At 47.3% G+C, this 15875-nt stretch carries 15 protein-coding genes; 8 read left to right on the forward strand and 7 right to left on the reverse strand.

Going from position 1 to position 15875, the window contains the following annotated elements; translation table 11 throughout:
- The first annotated feature begins 23 nt into the window (after nucleotides 1-23).
- From H735_RS12915 to H735_RS12930, 4 genes are all read left to right on the forward strand, one after another.
- Nucleotides 24-1373: a GH1 family beta-glucosidase gene (locus H735_RS12915; protein ID WP_020195086.1), complete on the forward strand. Its 1350-nt coding sequence runs from the start codon at nucleotides 24-26 to the stop codon at nucleotides 1371-1373.
- Nucleotides 1373-2467, forward strand: coding sequence for an ABC transporter ATP-binding protein (locus H735_RS12920; RefSeq protein WP_020195087.1), 1095 nt, complete (start codon nucleotides 1373-1375; stop codon nucleotides 2465-2467). The genes H735_RS12915 and H735_RS12920 overlap by 1 nt, the downstream gene beginning before the upstream one ends.
- Nucleotides 2468-2601: 134 nt before the next feature.
- On the forward strand, nucleotides 2602-3624 hold the full coding sequence (locus H735_RS12925; RefSeq protein WP_005434788.1) for a LacI family DNA-binding transcriptional regulator: 1023 nt from the start codon (nucleotides 2602-2604) through the stop codon (nucleotides 3622-3624).
- 210 nt (nucleotides 3625-3834) lie between these two features.
- The gene (locus H735_RS12930; RefSeq protein ID WP_020195088.1) at nucleotides 3835-5175 is read left to right on the forward strand and encodes an MATE family efflux transporter; all 1341 of its coding nucleotides are present in this window, start codon (nucleotides 3835-3837) and stop codon (nucleotides 5173-5175) included.
- Nucleotides 5176-5259: 84 nt separating this feature from the next.
- Here H735_RS12930 and H735_RS12935 read toward each other — a convergent pair whose 3' ends face one another.
- Nucleotides 5260-6939, reverse strand: coding sequence for a pseudouridine synthase (locus tag H735_RS12935; RefSeq protein ID WP_020195089.1), 1680 nt, complete (start codon nucleotides 6937-6939; stop codon nucleotides 5260-5262).
- Between the two features lie 245 nt (nucleotides 6940-7184).
- Here H735_RS12935 and yidD point away from each other — a divergent pair, with 245 nt between their 5' ends.
- The 3 genes from yidD (at nucleotide 7185) to H735_RS12950 (ending at nucleotide 9477) form a co-directional block, all read left to right on the forward strand.
- Nucleotides 7185-7535, forward strand: coding sequence for a membrane protein insertion efficiency factor YidD (gene yidD, locus H735_RS32090; RefSeq protein WP_080641565.1), 351 nt, complete (start codon nucleotides 7185-7187; stop codon nucleotides 7533-7535).
- A gap of 31 nt (nucleotides 7536-7566) precedes the next feature.
- Entirely contained in the window at nucleotides 7567-8529 is a 963-nt protein-coding gene (locus H735_RS12945) for a DUF3137 domain-containing protein (RefSeq protein WP_027726608.1), read from the forward strand.
- A gap of 150 nt (nucleotides 8530-8679) precedes the next feature.
- Nucleotides 8680-9477, forward strand: a complete 798-nt coding sequence (locus H735_RS12950; RefSeq protein ID WP_020195092.1) for a Cof-type HAD-IIB family hydrolase — start codon at nucleotides 8680-8682, stop codon at nucleotides 9475-9477.
- A 105-nt stretch (nucleotides 9478-9582) separates the two neighbouring features.
- Here the strand turns inward: H735_RS12950 and H735_RS12955 are convergent, their stop codons facing one another.
- Genes H735_RS12955 through H735_RS12965 form a run of 3 tightly spaced genes read right to left on the reverse strand, consistent with a single transcriptional unit; the run spans nucleotide 9583 to nucleotide 11553 of the window.
- Entirely contained in the window at nucleotides 9583-9987 is a 405-nt protein-coding gene (locus tag H735_RS12955) for a hypothetical protein (RefSeq protein ID WP_027726609.1), read from the reverse strand.
- 10 nt (nucleotides 9988-9997) lie between these two features.
- Nucleotides 9998-11089 carry a GGDEF domain-containing protein gene (locus H735_RS12960; RefSeq protein ID WP_020195094.1) on the reverse strand — a complete coding sequence of 364 codons (1092 nt, stop codon included), beginning with the start codon at nucleotides 11087-11089 and terminating at the stop codon, nucleotides 9998-10000.
- Nucleotides 11089-11553: a putative pterin-binding protein gene (locus H735_RS12965; protein ID WP_027726610.1), complete on the reverse strand. Its 465-nt coding sequence runs from the start codon at nucleotides 11551-11553 to the stop codon at nucleotides 11089-11091. Before H735_RS12965 ends, H735_RS12960 begins: the two co-directional genes overlap by 1 nt.
- A gap of 281 nt (nucleotides 11554-11834) precedes the next feature.
- Here H735_RS12965 and H735_RS12970 point away from each other — a divergent pair, with 281 nt between their 5' ends.
- Entirely contained in the window at nucleotides 11835-12206 is a 372-nt protein-coding gene (locus tag H735_RS12970) for a DUF805 domain-containing protein (RefSeq protein ID WP_005434803.1), read from the forward strand.
- A 49-nt stretch (nucleotides 12207-12255) separates the two neighbouring features.
- Here the strand turns inward: H735_RS12970 and H735_RS12975 are convergent, their stop codons facing one another.
- The 3 genes from H735_RS12975 to H735_RS12985 form a co-directional block, all read right to left on the reverse strand.
- Nucleotides 12256-13446 carry a BamA/TamA family outer membrane protein gene (locus H735_RS12975; RefSeq protein WP_020195096.1) on the reverse strand — a complete coding sequence of 397 codons (1191 nt, stop codon included), beginning with the start codon at nucleotides 13444-13446 and terminating at the stop codon, nucleotides 12256-12258.
- A gap of 204 nt (nucleotides 13447-13650) precedes the next feature.
- Nucleotides 13651-14490, reverse strand: a complete 840-nt coding sequence (gene fghA, locus H735_RS12980; protein ID WP_020195097.1) for an S-formylglutathione hydrolase — start codon at nucleotides 14488-14490, stop codon at nucleotides 13651-13653.
- A gap of 155 nt (nucleotides 14491-14645) precedes the next feature.
- Complete coding sequence (locus H735_RS12985) at nucleotides 14646-15794, reverse strand: S-(hydroxymethyl)glutathione dehydrogenase/class III alcohol dehydrogenase (protein ID WP_005434809.1); 1149 nt, start codon at nucleotides 15792-15794, stop codon at nucleotides 14646-14648.
- Nucleotides 15795-15875: the final 81 nt, after the last annotated feature.

Below are 15875 nucleotides of genomic sequence, written 5' to 3' on the forward strand. Positions count from 1 at the left end.
GCGAAACAAAAGGTTTTATAACAATGAATAAATTCCAACTACCACAAGATTCAAAATTACGTAGCCCAGAGTTCTTATTTGGTGTCGCAACCTCTTCTTATCAGATTGAGGGCGGTGCTCAGCTAGGTGGTCGTACGCCTTCGATTTGGGACACGTTTTGCAATAAGCCAGGCGCAGTTGATAACGCAGATAATGGCGACGTGGCATGTGATCACTTCCATTTGTGGAAGCAAGACATCGAGATGATTCAAGGCTTAGGTGTGGGCGCTTACCGTCTATCAATGGCGTGGCCGCGCATCATTCCTGAAGATGGCAAAGTGAATGAAGAAGGTTTGAAGTTTTACGAGCAAATCATCGATGAATGTCACGCTCGCGGTTTGAAGGTTTTCGTTACGCTTTACCACTGGGATCTACCGCAATACCTAGAAGACAAAGGCGGTTGGCTAAACCGAGAAACGGCTTACAAGTTTGAGGAATACGCGAAGGTAGTTAGTGCTTACTTCGGTGATAAGATTGATTCATACGCGACATTGAACGAACCGTTCTGCTCTGCTTATCTAGGCTACCGTTGGGGTGAACATGCTCCTGGCCTTAAAGGCGAGCGTGAAGGCTTCTTGTCTGCGCACCACTTGATGCTGGCACATGGTCTGGCGATTCCACACATGCGCAAGAACGCACCAAATGCGATGCACGGTTGTGTGTTCAACGCGACACCCGCTTACCCGTATAGCGATGCAGACATCGGTGCGGCAGAGTACAGCGATGCGGAAGGTTACCACTGGTTTATGGACCCGGTATTAAAAGGGGAATATCCGCAGCTTGTCTTGGAGCGTCAATCGCACAACATGCCAATGATTCTGGAAGGCGATCTCGACATCATCCAGACCGATTTGAACTTTATCGGCATTAACTTCTACACCCGTTGTGTCGTGCGCTACAACGAACATGGCGATATTGAAACGGTACCTCAACCAGAACAAGAGCACACATTCATTGGTTGGGAGATTCACCCTCAAGCACTGACAGATTTGCTCCTGCGTTTAAATGACCGTTACCCGAACCTGCCACCACTTTACATCACTGAAAACGGCGCAGCAGGCGATGACCATTGCATTGATGGCGAAGTGAATGATGAGCAGCGCGTGCGTTACTTCCAGCAGCATCTAGTAGCGTTGGATGCTGCGATTAAAGCGGGTGTGAATGTGGATGGTTACTTCGCTTGGAGCCTAATGGATAACTTCGAGTGGGCTTACGGTTATAAGCAGCGCTTTGGCATTGTTCACGTGGATTACCAAACGCAAAAGCGCACCTTAAAAGCGAGCGCAATTGCTTACCGTAATATGCTGCTGGATCGAGCAGAGGAGAACCAGTAATGGCAAAAGTCGAATTCAAAAACATCAAGAAATCCTACGATGATGTCGAGGTAGTGAAACACTTCGACTTCACAGTGCAAGATGGTGAGTTTGTGGTTTTCCTTGGTCCATCGGGCTGCGGTAAGTCGACTACCCTGCGCATGCTAGCGGGCTTAGAAAGCATCACTGGCGGTGAGATTTACGTTGGCGATAAGCTGATGAACAAAATCGATGCCAAAGACCGCGACCTTGCCATGGTATTCCAAAGCTACGCGCTTTACCCACATATGACGGTATACGAGAACATCGCTTTTGCTCTTAAGTTAAAAGGCATGCCAAAAGACCAAATCGATGTTGAAGTACGTAAAGCGGCGAAGATGCTTGAGCTAGATGCACTGTTGGATCGCAAACCAAAAGAGCTGTCTGGTGGTCAACGCCAACGTGTTGCCATGGGACGCGCCATGGTTCGTACGCCTAAGGTGTTCTTGTTTGATGAGCCGCTATCGAATCTGGATGCCAAACTGCGTGGCGTGATGCGTGAAGAGATCAAGCAGCTGCATCGCGAGCTGAAAACCACCACGATTTACGTAACTCATGATCAGATTGAAGCGATGACATTGGCAGACCGCATCGTGATTCTTAAAGACGGTTACGTGGCTCAAGTCGGCACACCGACAGAAGTGTTCCAACGTCCGGCCAACAAGTTTGTGGCGCAGTTCATTGGTAACCCATCGATGAACATGTTGGATGCAAAGCTGATTGGTGAAGAGGGCAATTGGGAAGTCGAACTGGGTAATGTTCGTATTCCTCTGCCTGAGCGTTTCAAAGCACACGCATCGAAGAATTTAGCGCTGCACTTTGGTGTTCGTCCTACCGACATTCATTTGCGTGCCGAACAAGTCGACCACGACCGCGTGTTGCCGTTCCCAGTCAAAATCAAAGACAAGGAGCTATTGGGCGCGAGTATCCTACTGAAAACAGAAATCGCAGGTCAGCCGCTTATGGTTGAAACACAAGCGGCAGAAGTGGATGTGGATACGCTGACTCTGTACTTGGATTTGGATGCGATTCACCTATTTGATGCACTGAGTGAAAACTCGCTCGCGACATTCTAAATCCCCGATATGAAAGCCAGTGCGCGCTTGCGTACTGGCGACTTATCTAGCTCTCATTTCCCATATCAAAATGTTGTCGCGTCCCCCGCTGCAACTTATATTTTTGTTATTAGCTTGCTGGGAAAATTCCTACAATGAAAAAGAAGAAAAGAGCGGCATCCATCTATGATGTGGCCAAGTTGGCGGGTGTGTCACCGAGCACCGTATCACGTTTCCTCAATCGCACGACCTTTGTCTCTGATGATAAAAGCCAAAACATAGAAAAAGCGATCAAGTCACTGGGGTATAAACCAAATTATCAAATGGGTCAGGGCACTAATACGCGTTCGATGACCATTGGCGTGCTTATTCAACATCCAGAGAGTCCACACACCAGTCGAATCTTGAACGATATGGAGAAGGTGCTTAATGCGCAGGGCTACTCATTGGTGATAGCTACCGGGCACTGGCAGCGCACACTTGAATCACACGCTTTGGAGTACTTAGCGAAAAGTAATGTGGATGGGGTGATCATCGTGACGGGCAGTTTGACGGAAGAGCAGATTTTGGAATATGCCCAGCGAATTCCTGTTGTCGCGGTTGGATACAATGTCATTGGAGATAAGGTTAAATCCATAAATATAGATAATGTATTGGGCGGATACATGGCGACACTGCATTTGATGCAACAAGGCCACGTGAATATCGCTCATATCAAAGGGCTTTTGAATCAACCAGATGCGGTTGCTCGCTTTGTTGGTTACAAGAACGCTCTACAAGAGGCAGGCATTAAAGTCATGCCAAAATTAGTCAAACAAGGTGATTTCAGCAGTGAGTCTGGCTATCAAAAAACGGTGGAATTGCTCGAGTCTAAAGTGCATTTCTCTGCGTTGTTTGCTGCCAATGACCAAACGGCTTACGGGGCGATCAAGGCTCTGCATGACCACGGCGTTCGTGTGCCAGAGGATGTGTCTGTGATCGGCTTTGATGACTTACCTACCTCACAATATTTTACGCCCGCGCTTACCACACTGCGCCAGCCGATTGAAGAAGTTGGAGCCATTTGTGCCGAGTCCATTCTCAATTTATTGAGTGGTGAAAGGCATGAAGTGCGTCTACCGCCGATCGATCTGATTGTCCGCCAATCAACGGTGTCTAAGTTCCGTCAATCAAGTTGAGATAAGTCGCCAAACCCATTAGAAAATATTTTCCAAAACTCGACGAAATCTTGTTGTATTTGTGACCAAACTCCGTCTAGAATTCGCGCCTGCATTTTGGTGATTAAGTGCACAATTATCAAAATAGCCAAATTCTAAGAAATCTAATTTTTTGAACTGCCTCACAGTTATCTGTGGGGCAGTTTTAGTTGTAGGAAAGGTCCAAAACACATGCCTAAAAGCCAGAATATCAACCAACGTATGTCCATTGTGGCATTGGCTTGGCCGATACTTGTCGAAATTTTGCTACGGACGGCTTTAGGAACCAGTGACGTATTCATGTTGAGTGGTTACTCAGACAAAGCTGTGTCTGCGGTTGGGGTAATCACACAATTAACGTTTTTCCTGATCATCGTTTCTACCTTTGTCAGCAGCGGCACGGGTATCTTGACCGCGCAATACAATGGCGCTGGGCGTGAAAAAGACTCCGTTGATGTCGGTGTTGCCAGTATCGCTTTGTCTGTGATTGTAGGTGCTTTCTTGAGTGTGCTGGCCGTGATTGGCGCGGTGTTCTTTTTGCCGTATTACGGGCTAGAGGCTCAAGTTGAGCAGTACGCGCGTGAATACTTGCTGATCAGCGGTGCGATGACGTTCAACGTGACGATTGGTATCGTCTTCACCACAATTCTGCGCAGCCACGGTTATTCACGCTCGCCAATGGTGGTGAACCTAATTTCTGGTGTGTTCAACATCATTGGTAACTACATTGCGCTGTATCAGCCGTTTGGTTTGCCTGTGTATGGCGTTGAAGGTGTTGCAGTGGCGACAGTCGTGAGCCAAGTAATCGGCACGTTATTGTTGGGCGTGATTTTGAAACGCAGCAGCATCGAACTGCCAATGTCTAAGCTCAAACAAGTGCCGAAAGACGTGTTCAAGAAGATCCTAAAGATCGGTGGCATGAACGCGGGTGAAGTGCTGTCTTACAACATGGCGCAGATCTGTATCGTCTACTTTGTGGTGCAAATGGGTACCTCTTCGCTAGCGGCATTTACCTATGCGCAAAACATCGCGCGTTTCTCTTTCGCGTTTGCGCTAGCGATTGGTCAAGCGGCTCAAATCCAAACGGGTTACTACATTGGTAAAGGTTGGGTAAGCAGTATTCTGAAACGCGTGCAGATCTACTTCTTGGTCGGCTTTGCTGCGTCAACGGCGGCAACGTGTTTGATTTACCTGTTCCACGAAGAGATTTTGAGCGTGTTTACCGATCAGCCAGAAATTTTGGCATTGGCGGGCGCATTGGTGATGGGTTCCATCGTGTTAGAAGCTGGCCGCGTGTTTAACTTGATCTTCATCTCGGCACTGAAAGGCGCTGGTGATATCAAGTTCCCAGTACAGATGGGTATTCTCAGCATGTGGGGCTTGGGTGTAGTGTTCTCTTACATCTTGGGTATTCACTTGGGCCACGGCGTGATTGGTGCGTGGATGGCGATTGCTTTGGATGAATGGGTACGCGGCATCATCATGGCAAGACGCTGGCGCTCACAAGTGTGGACCAAGTTTAAGGTAAGTTAACCTTATCCTTTCTCGCTCTAAAACGTAAAAAAGGCACTGAAATTCAGTGCCTTTTTGCTATCTATTCTGCATGGATAAGTCGCTTTAAAACTCACACTCTGCTTGGAAACACATGCGCTCTTTGCTGTACGGATGGTCTAACTCCAACATCTCAGCGTGCAAATGCAGGCGGTTGGCTTTTTCGCCATACAAGCCGTCACCAACCATTGCCATGTTCAATCCCATGTGGTGGGCGCTGTGTACACGTAACTGATGGGTTCGCCCTGTTTTCGGGTACATATACACCTTGCTGCGTTCGTCTTTCACTTCAATCAGCTGCCAGTAAGTTTCTGCAGGTTTACCGTGCTCAAAGCACACTAGCTGACGTGGACGGTCATCTGGATCGCCACGCATCGGTAGCGAGATCTCACCTTCAGGCTCGGTTAATACACCTTCTAGCAATGCCATGTAGCGCTTCTGTACGCCGCGAGTGATGAACTGCTTTTGCAGGCTCTTATTGGCGCGTTTGGTTAAGGCAAATACGAGAATTCCCGACGTCGCCATATCTAAGCGGTGAATCACGAACGGCCCTTCGACATCTGGGAACATGGCTTGCAGGCGTGTGTACGCCGAATCCTCGATGGTTTTCCCCGGAACGGAAAGCATACCCGATGGTTTGTTGACGATCACCATGGCTTCGTCTTGGAACAAAATTTCCAGCTCTTTATCTTCTGCCCAGTTCTCTGCTAATGGGTTTGGTTCCACATCCAAGCCCTGCAGCATGTGGCCCAAAATCGGTTGGCATTTACTGTTGCAAGATGGGTAGAACTTCTTGTGCTGGCGCACTTCCGACTTCGGCGATACGCCCCACCAAAACTCCGCCAATGCAAGTGGCTGATAACCATGTTTGTATGCGAACTGAAGCAGTTTCGGCGCCGCACACTCACCTGCACCTGCTGGTGGCACTGGATTGGTGGTCGGAGCAAAAATGTCCACCAAGTCGCGCTCGGCGCTGTGGTTGTCCAAGAAGCGGTATTGCTTATGCAGTTTGTGCTGCAGAGCATTAGACAAGTCTTTGCGTTGCTCTTTAAGTTCCGCCAGTTTTTGCTCTAATTCGGTTAAGCGCGCTTCTTTGATTGCGAGCTTTTCGTCCCAAGCTTGTTTGAGGTACTTGAGCACATTCTTCTCAGCCACACTCTGCTTACCCAAATCATCCAGTAGTGTTTTCAATTCTTCTGGATTCAGTGTTTGTTCGCCTTGTTTGCGCTGTTGTTTGCGTTCTGCACGACCGGTAATCATCACTTGGCGATGGGCATTCTCTTCTTGCTGATACGCTTCACGGTCTGCTTTGATTTCTGCTTTTAGTTGTGCCAGTTCTGGGTTGGCAGCAAAGGCTTTGTATTCCGCGTTCGCAGCATTGATGGCATCTGTCTCACCTCGGAAGAAGCCTTCTTCTGTCAGCATGTCGAATACTGGTGGAACAAAACCTGGAAGCAAGTTTTGATCGGCAATCTTGCCAGAGAAAGCGCTGAAGTAGCCAAGCTCACCTTGCGGGTTACGTACTAGCAAAACACCGAACATTTTACCGCGTCCGTTTTGCTCATCCTCAAGACCGAAATCGTGTTCGAAATCAGTTTGTGTCATTAGGTGCTGCTGCAATTGCTCGGCAGCCAACACACACAATGGGTGAGGCGTGTAGTAGAACGGAAACGTAAACTGCGCTGGCAAGTCGTAGCCAGAAATATCCGCAGTAAATCGAGTAAAGCATTGTTCAGGCGAGTGCATGAGAGTGAGTCCGCGCGAAATAAAAATCGAGCACGGATTGTACCTGTTTTGGCTGTGATTGCTATTCGAAGGCGCTTCTAGGCTAGCTGTGTCGGCTTGCCATCACTCCCTATCTCAATGATTTTCATCGCCTAGAGCGCAGAAATTAGGATTGCGTTTGAAATGATTAATTTGAGTGATGTACTGTTTTGATTGATAACTATAGCGTTATTTTAGAATGACTCATTAGATGCAAAAGGAAAAGCATGTCTAAACTGGTGTTGGCATTGATACGATTTTATCAGCGCTATTTATCCCCACACAAAGGATTCCGTTGCGCTCATGCGGTGTATTACGGCACGGATTCTTGTTCTGCTGCCATCAGCAAAATTATTCAACGCAAGGGAGTGTTTTCTAGCTATAGCAGCGTTCAAAACCAATTCGAACGCTGTCGACATGCGCATCAACGTCTGCAAAATGGGGATTCTTCCCGTAACCGAAAAAGGCGTAAGAACAATGACTCATCTTGTGTAACAGACATGGGATGCAGCTCTTTGGATTGCGTTCCGAGTGACGCTTGTAGCGGTAGCAGCGATTCATCTTGCCATTGTTGGTAATGGACTCAACTCTAAAAATGAAAGGGAAGCGATGACGACCGATCAACTTAAAACGCTGTTTGAAAATGATTTACGACACAAGCTCGAACCGCTAGAAGCCTTACGCTTAGAAGCGCTGCGTCGACGCAAGTTTCTAGGTTTGGCGGTGCTGGGGTTCTTTGGCACCGTCGTGTTTGACCTTGCCACCTCTGCGACAGTGTTTGTTCTTTTGGCATTGATGCTCGGCGGTTGGGCGTACTTCAATCAAAAGCACAATCAGTTTCGCACCACCTACAAGCAGCACATCATGCAAAGCTTGTTAGCGCACATTGAGCCCTCACTCACTTGGGATCCAAATCGTAAGTTATCCAAAGAGACCTTCGAGCGCAGCGGCTTGTATTTAGACCGTTGTGATGGTTTCGAGAGTTCAGGCACCATTGGTGAAGCTAAGGTAGTGATGTCTGAGATAGAGGCGTCGAAGCTCATAAGTTCAGGAAACGACAGTTCGAGTAAGCATCACGTATTTTTTGCGGGACTATTTTGCGAAATCGACGTTCCGATGAATGAAGACATTTGCACCTTTGTTTTGAGTGACCGTGATGACGGGCCAACGCTTCGTGAAAAGCTGTGGGACAGTTTCTTCAAGATTCAGATAGGTAAACGAGTACGAATGGGTCACTCAGAGTTTGACCAACAGTATGAGGTGTACAGCGACGATTTAGATACAGCAAAGCAATTGCTGACGGATGAATTGATCGAGCGTGTGCTGACTTTTCGTCGTGAGAGTGAGTTCTCTAGCTTGTCGCTTTCTCAAGTGAACGGAAAGCTTTATATCGCCATTTCGCATTGGAAAGCACTGTTTGAGCCAAAATTGGACGAGCCAGCGGGGGAGTTTGAAGCCGTTGCTGAGATTTATCGCGAACTCGATTTTCTGATTGGCACCATTCACAGTCTGGGGCTGACTAAACCAATGGCTCAGCCCATGCCAGAGCAGAGCACCTCAGCTACCGCTTAATCCCATTAATATCTCAAGCTGAAACTCAATTGATGCACTATTATTTCAGCTTGAGATTCATCCAAGATCCTGTACCTTAGCGTGATTCTTTTTTGCAGCCTGTTTTCATTCACAGAGTGACCTGCGCTGCTTCACTTTTGAGTTAAAGTCATGTCACAAGCTAGCATCAAATTTATTGCCACCGATATGGATGGCACTTTGCTTGACCAATACGGTCGTCTAGACCCTGAGTTCTTTGACCTGTTTTTGCAGCTTGAAGAGAAGGGCATTCTGTTCTCGGCCGCATCTGGTCGTCAGTACTACAGCCTACGCGATACGTTTGCACCGATCCAAGACCGCATGATTTATGTGGCGGAAAACGGCACCTTGGTGATGTACCAAGATAAAGAGCTATACAGCTGCACCATTCCAAAAACAGAAATTGATGCGATCATCCAAGCGGCTCGTGAAGTTGAAGGCACGCACCTGGTGCTGTGTGGTAAGCGTTCGGCTTACATTGAAACCAAAGATCCTAAAGCGTTGGAAGAGTTCCAGAAGTACTACCATCGCTGTGAATACGTGCCAGATCTACTGGCCGTTGACGATGAGTTTATCAAGGTTGCGATCTGTCACTTTGGTGGTTCTGAAGAGTTGGTTTTCCCAACCATGAGTGCGAAGTTTGGTCACAGCCATCAAGTTGTGGTGAGCGCGAAGATTTGGCTAGACGTGATGAACGCAGAAGCGTCTAAAGGTGCGGCAATCAAACACCTTCAAGAAACCATGGGCTTTGGTCCGGAAGAAACCATGACCTTTGGTGATTACCTGAATGACCTAGAGATGCTACAAGTGAGCGAGCACTCTTACGCGATGGAAAACGCGCACGAAGCGGTGAAGAAAATCGCACGCTTCTCAGCACCAAGCAATCGTGACTCTGGCGTAATGAAAGTGATCAAAGAGAAAGTGCTTTAATCTCTGCCTCGCCAGATTTGAAGATAAAAAAGCCCCGCTACGTAATGAGCGGGGCTTTTGTTTATCTCAAGTTAAGTATCTGAAGCTATATATGCATCTACTTAGTTAGCGAACGTATTTTGCTGTCGCGCTGACAAACCAATGTTGTAACTTGTCATCTGGGTTCTCTACCCACAGGTCGTTATGGTAGCGGTAGATGCGACCATTCACGGTGAGGGCTAGCGTGTTATCACCGGTTTGCTCCATGCGGATAAACTGATCAGAAGTCACCAAAAACGGTTCCAAATCATTCGTACTTGCGCCTTTATACACCACGAAGTAACCAAACATGTTGCCGGCATCTGGGTCTGTCGAATGAATGCGATGGCCAACCAGCGTGTAGTTGTCGTTGAGCGCTTCTTCGAGGGTTTGTGCACCCACCGTCTCGTGAGATGGGATAAACACCCAAGCCAGTACACCTATCGCGATCACTAGCAGTAACAGCACTGCTCGCATGAAGTTTTTCATCATGGTTATCCGTTTAACGTTGGAATTTCATTTTGTACATGCGCTTATCCGCTAAATTGATCAGGAAGTCAATGTTGTCGGCGTCTTGCGGATAGCTTGCCACCCCTAAACTGGTGGACAAAGAGCTTGCTTTATCAGAGGCAAGAATCGGCTTTTCAAACACCACGTTGATGTGGTGCGTCGCTTCGGCGATCTTGCTTTGCTCAGTGGCATTGATGAGTACGGCAAATTCATCACCGCCCATGCGATACACACTAAAGTCATCCATTGCCATGTTGCTCAGACGCTCTGCAACCTCGATTAAGGCGATATCACCCGCTTGGTGCCCCAAGGTGTCATTAATGTTCTTAAAGCCGTTCAGATCGAGCAGGAGCAGCGAGAAAGGGGTATCGGTTTCCTCTCTGCGATGTAAATCGATGAACAGCGCGCTCCGGTTGGCAAGATTTGTCAGTGGGTCGCTCAAGGCCAGTTCTTTGTGGAACTTAGACTCGCGTTTGTAGAAGTAAGTCATCAACGCGACGGTGAGAACAAAAATGCCCAACAAGATGTACTGCGCTTGGAGCAAGTTGTAAGCACGTTCTTGTTGTTGTCTGTAGAGTGGGCTCGCGACTCGGAAGTTTTGAGTGACGTAATCAATCATCTCCATATACAAGTTCTGAGTGGCGCGATAAAACTGGGCGGCGGCAATACTGCTACCGGTTTTGGCTTCAACTAAGATTGGTTCGAGTTGTTGGAACTTGTCGAACAAGGATACGAAGTAAACCCGCACTTCTTGACGAGATAGGAAAGAATCCGCTTCTTTGTTGTTGATCAGCAGATCAAAACGACTCCATGCCAGTTCATATTGCAACTCGGTGCCGTCGATGTTCATTACGCTTTCGTTCAAACGACGAGCTTCACCCACCAATTCGGACAGCTCTTTGGATAAATGGAACAAGAACCAAGTCGCTTGGTTTTGTTGGTCGGAGTAGGTTTTGGTCAGCGCGCGGGTTTCTTTTAATAAAACGATGTTTGCGATCAGTAGTGTCGATGCAAACACGAGCAACATCAATTTACTCTTGGTTGAAAAGGGCCCCTGCTTCGGGGTTTTGGGTTTCGCCTTCATTATTGATCTTCTTTCGCACTTATCCTGTTGATTTGCCAAACCATTTGAGAGTGGTATTGCGCGTTATCAAGCTCTGGGTGTTCACTCATTGAGTAAATCAGCCAGTACGGACCTTTGTTTCTGATTTTGATGTAATTATGGTTTTGTTTGTATGCCACGATCGGCTGATAACGAAGAATGTCTTCGCGAGATAGGTCAGAGTGGTAGTCGTTGAGCGCACGAACTTCGACATGCTGAGGAATGTTGCCAAACGTATGTTGCAGCAGTGTACTCAGTTTAACGCCGTCAAACTCGGCAGGGGTTTCTAGCCAAGGTAGTTCAGTGATGTAGGTAGTTTGCGGCAGTGACTCTAGGTCTTTTAGTGCCACAACGACATTGGAATTTTCAGGACTGCTAAACTGTATCGTGTTTGCAAAAAGTGTCGGTGCAAACAAAAGCAAAGCGAGCGCCATTGTTTTTCTCATCTTGTGCCCTTTGAATTTATTGCCCTCATTCCGGTTGGATCGCGTTCACGAACCGATCCGCTGAAATTTCGGTTATATATTTATTAATAATAGAGCCAACTTGATGGATTTATATAATACGTTATGGGTGAAAAGTAACCGTTGGTTGAATATACGTCAAGGTTAATGACAGAGTTAAAAATACAACTATTGGATGAATATATCATTTAGCTTATTTTGTGTGCAGTTTGCTTCATGTTGTCTAACTTTCGCGACACTTTCATCTCATTAGGAGAGTCGATATGTTTGATTGGTACTATAAAGTTATCCTCAATTACACCAACTTTAGTGGCAGAGCGAGACGCCAAGAGTATTGGTACTTTACGTTAGTCAATGTGCTGATCAATTTGGTGATGGGCATCATCGACCGAGTCATTGGCAGCGTGATGCAAATGGAGAATTTTGGCTTCTTCGGAGTGATATATGCGCTGTTTATCATGATCCCGTCGATTGCCGTCACTGTGCGTCGTTTGCACGATTCAGGACGAACCGGTTGGTGGGCATTGATCGCCTTCGTCCCAATCATTGGTATTTTGGTGCTACTGTACTTCTTGATTCAAGATAGTGAAGAAGGTTCGAACCAATACGGCGCGAACCCTAAATATCAATCATGACGAAGATAACCGTGATGCTGTCAGCTGTTATGGCGAGAGGCAAGTGGGTTTAGATGCCTGAACCCACTTGGAAATAGACCGCGTTATCCTCATCACTGAAAGCGAAGTCCATACCTGCTTGCAAGCCATAACGACGGGCTATGAGGTAACGAAAGCCCACGCCGTAAGCGTATTCGGCATCGTTTTCAAATAGCGATTCTTCTGTTGAGGCGTAACCAAAGCCACCGAAGAGGTTGGTCGACCATCGAGTATTCCATTGGTAAGTCAATTGAGTTTCCACCGAGAGAGCTTCATCGCCCTGGTATCGGTTTCTTGCCACACCACGCAGCTCGATATCTGGGTATGACGCAGGCGGTAAAAAGCGCTCGTCAGTATAAAGCGACTTGTACTGTCCGCGCAGAGCCAGCGACCAATCATCGGCTAATTCCCAATAATTGATGCCCTCTACGTCCAGCTGTTCATATTCGTAATCACTGCCAAACGCATCGTTGTACCAAAGGAATTCCGCCTTATAGTTGTAGCCTTGTGTTGGACTAAAGAAGTTATTTCGGCTGTCCCATTCCAGTGTTAAGCCTAATCCAGAAGTGGTTGGAGAGGTATTGGTCAAGGTTTGCAGCAGCTTATCAGCAACAGGGGAGTTCGTGATTTTCTGATCGGTAACGAAATAGAGCTGTTTCACACCGATAAACAACGGGGCATCAATAATGCGGTATTGAAGATGGTTGAGCATGCCGCCGCCAGTAATCTCGAAATCTAGCCCTTGTCCATTGAATACGCCGTCTAGCCCCGGCAGCGTGGACTGTGGATAGAAGGTCATGTTGAAGTCACCATAACCGACGCCACCAAGGTAACGAACCGTGTCTTGCGCCCAAGTTCGGCGATGACCAGCAAACCCCATCCAAGTACCATTCTCGGTCGCGAAGCCGCCCACTGCGGTGATCGCAGGCGTTAACAGTTGGGCGCCACCATCGAGTGATGTTTCCGCCAGTTTGCGCCTTTTCTCCCGCTGCTCATCGGATTCATGCAAAAACACGCCAGTAAACCCCAAGCCATAGCCGACAGCAGGTTCGGTAATCACAATCGGGACGGGCAGAAAACCATAGGCGTTTTCAGCAAGGTATTCACCCATATCCAATTGCCCATCGATGGGATCGAAAAAGCTTATCGCCTCGGCAATAGGAGAGGTCGCTAACAACCCGAAATAAGTCGAGGTTAGCAGGACTGACGTTGGTTTTTTCATAAAGTGCTAGCGTTAATTGAATGATGTTCAATTACAAGTTAGACGTCATTTCGATAAATTGCAATGGGACTTGTGTAAAGGGAAAGTGAGTGTTTTTAAAACACAAAAAGCCACCCAATAAATAGGTGGCTTTGTATAGAGAGGATTATTAAACCGTTTGGTTTCCTGTGCTCACTCGTTGGCTTAACGAGCCTAATTCAGGTGTTAAGCAAACAGGTACTTCGCGTGGAAGTTCAAGTGATCAGCGATAAAGCTAGAGATAAAGAAGTAGCTGTGGTCGTAACCCGGCTGCATGCGCAGTTCAACTTGTGAATCGTGGGCTTTTGCTGCCGCCAGTAACGCATCAGGCTTCAATTGCTCAGCAAGGAAGTTATCAGCATCACCTTGGTCGACTAGGATAGGTAATGGTGATTTTGCTTGCTTAAGCAACTCGCTCGCGTCGTATTGTTTCCAGCTTTCGATATCAGTGCCTAGGTAAGCGGTAAACGCTTTTTGGCCCCAAGGGCATTGCATTGGGTTACTGATTGGGCTGAATGCTGAAATTGAACGGTACTGATCTGAATTTTTCAGACCAATGGTGATCGCACCGTGACCACCCATGCTGTGACCCGAAATCGACTTCACGTCAGAGACTGGGAAGTTACTTTCGATGATCGCTGGCAGTTCTTGGGTGATGTAATCGTACATGTGGTAGTGACGCGACCATGGCTCTTGAGTAGCGTTTAGGTAGAAACCAGCACCTTTACCCAAATCGTAGTTTTCGTCGTCTGCAACGTCATCACCACGTGGGCTAGTATCCGGTGCCACAATGGCAATACCTAACTCAGCCGCCATGCGAAACGCGCCCGCTTTCTGCATGAAGTTCTCATCGGTACACGTCAAGCCAGACAACCAGTAAACCACAGGCACTGGGTTTGATTTGGTTGCATTTGGTGGCAAGAAGATCGCGAAGCGCATGTTGCAGTTCAAAGCGCGAGATTCGTGTGTGTACTGTTTATGCCAACCACCGAATACTTTGGCTTGGCTTAGGCTTTCAATGGTCATGAATAATCTCTCGATAAAACAATGATTTTTAACGGCGGACAAGACCGTTAAAGACAGCGGATGGCTCTCTTCTCAAAGGAGAGTGTGTCCAGTGAGAAGAGCGCCTATTTCAAATTTTCAAATATCAGTCACATTCTGTGAGCTGCTATCTTGGATTATTTATCCATGTGAAGAACAGTACGGATAGATTCACCTTTGTGCATCAATTCGAACGCTTCGTTCACGTCTTGCAGACCCATAGTGTGCGTGATGAATTCTTGTAGACCGAACTCACCAGCCATGTAACGGTTCACGATTTCTGGAAGCTCAGAGCGGCCTTTAACACCACCGAAAGCAGAACCACGCCATACGCGACCAGTTACTAGTTGGAATGGACGAGTTGAGATCTCTTGACCTGCACCAGCAACACCAATGATTACTGACTCACCCCAACCTTTGTGACAACACTCAAGTGCTTGACGCATCACGTTTACGTTACCGATACACTCGAATGAGTAGTCAACACCACCGTCTGTCATCTCAACGATAACGTCTTGGATTGGCTTGTCGAATTTCATTGGGTTGATGCAATCAGTAGCACCAAGTTGTTTCGCTAGGTCGAATTTGCTTTCGTTGATGTCTACACCGATGATGCGGCTTGCACCAGCCATACGAGCACCGATGATTGCAGAAAGACCGATACCGCCTAGACCGAATACAGCAACTGTGTCGCCTTTTTCAACTTTAGCTGTGTTTAGTACCGCACCCATACCAGTGGTTACGCCACAACCTAGAAGACAAACTTCTTCAAGTGGTGCTTCTTTGTTTACTTTCGCTAGTGAGATTTCTGGAAGAACCGTGTACTCAGAGAAAGTAGAACAACCCATGTAGTGGAAAATAGTCTCACCGTTGATAGAGAAACGGCTTGTGCCATCTGGCATTAGACCTTTACCTTGAGTTTCACGAACTGCCTGACATAGGTTAGTTTTGCCAGATTTACAGAACTTACACTCACCACATTCAGCTGTGTAAAGTGGGATAACGTGGTCGCCAACTTCAACGCTTGTTACGCCTTCGCCAACCATTTCAACGATACCGCCACCTTCGTGACCAAGGATTGAAGGGAAGATACCTTCTGGATCGTCACCTGATAGTGTGAATGCATCAGTGTGACAAACACCAGTTGCTACGATGCGTACTAGCACTTCACCCGCTTTTGGAAGTTGTACATCAACTTCTTCCATTTTAAGTGGCTCGCCAGCAGCCCATGCAACCATTGCTTTTGATTTAATGTGAGTTTGACCAGGTTTGATTTCAAGCGACATTGGATGTTTCCTTTATATTCTCAGTATATGGAGTGACGTCATAAGCGTAGTTGAGGTTTGCTCACTGCGCTGCGTCGTTTT

This window comes from Vibrio owensii CAIM 1854 = LMG 25443 (assembly GCF_000817815.1).
Taxonomy (GTDB): domain Bacteria; phylum Pseudomonadota; class Gammaproteobacteria; order Enterobacterales; family Vibrionaceae; genus Vibrio; species Vibrio owensii.

Bases quoted from the DNA above. Each gene is read 5' to 3' on its own strand.
- H735_RS12915 (WP_020195086.1), top strand. From the start codon at position 24: ATGAATAAATTCCAACTACCACAAGATTCAAAATTACGTAGCCCAGAG.
- H735_RS12920 (WP_020195087.1), top strand. From the start codon at position 1,373: ATGGCAAAAGTCGAATTCAAAAACATCAAGAAATCCTACGATGATGTC.
- H735_RS12925 (WP_005434788.1), top strand. From the start codon at position 2,602: ATGAAAAAGAAGAAAAGAGCGGCATCCATCTATGATGTGGCCAAGTTG.
- H735_RS12930 (WP_020195088.1), top strand. From the start codon at position 3,835: ATGCCTAAAAGCCAGAATATCAACCAACGTATGTCCATTGTGGCATTG.
- H735_RS12935 (WP_020195089.1), bottom strand. From the start codon at position 6,939: ATGCACTCGCCTGAACAATGCTTTACTCGATTTACTGCGGATATTTCT.
- yidD (WP_080641565.1), top strand. From the start codon at position 7,185: ATGTCTAAACTGGTGTTGGCATTGATACGATTTTATCAGCGCTATTTA.
- H735_RS12945 (WP_027726608.1), top strand. From the start codon at position 7,567: ATGACGACCGATCAACTTAAAACGCTGTTTGAAAATGATTTACGACAC.
- H735_RS12950 (WP_020195092.1), top strand. From the start codon at position 8,680: ATGTCACAAGCTAGCATCAAATTTATTGCCACCGATATGGATGGCACT.
- H735_RS12955 (WP_027726609.1), bottom strand. From the start codon at position 9,987: ATGATGAAAAACTTCATGCGAGCAGTGCTGTTACTGCTAGTGATCGCG.
- H735_RS12960 (WP_020195094.1), bottom strand. From the start codon at position 11,089: ATGAAGGCGAAACCCAAAACCCCGAAGCAGGGGCCCTTTTCAACCAAG.
- H735_RS12965 (WP_027726610.1), bottom strand. From the start codon at position 11,553: ATGAGAAAAACAATGGCGCTCGCTTTGCTTTTGTTTGCACCGACACTT.
- H735_RS12970 (WP_005434803.1), top strand. From the start codon at position 11,835: ATGTTTGATTGGTACTATAAAGTTATCCTCAATTACACCAACTTTAGT.
- H735_RS12975 (WP_020195096.1), bottom strand. From the start codon at position 13,446: ATGAAAAAACCAACGTCAGTCCTGCTAACCTCGACTTATTTCGGGTTG.
- fghA (WP_020195097.1), bottom strand. From the start codon at position 14,490: ATGACCATTGAAAGCCTAAGCCAAGCCAAAGTATTCGGTGGTTGGCAT.
- H735_RS12985 (WP_005434809.1), bottom strand. From the start codon at position 15,794: ATGTCGCTTGAAATCAAACCTGGTCAAACTCACATTAAATCAAAAGCA.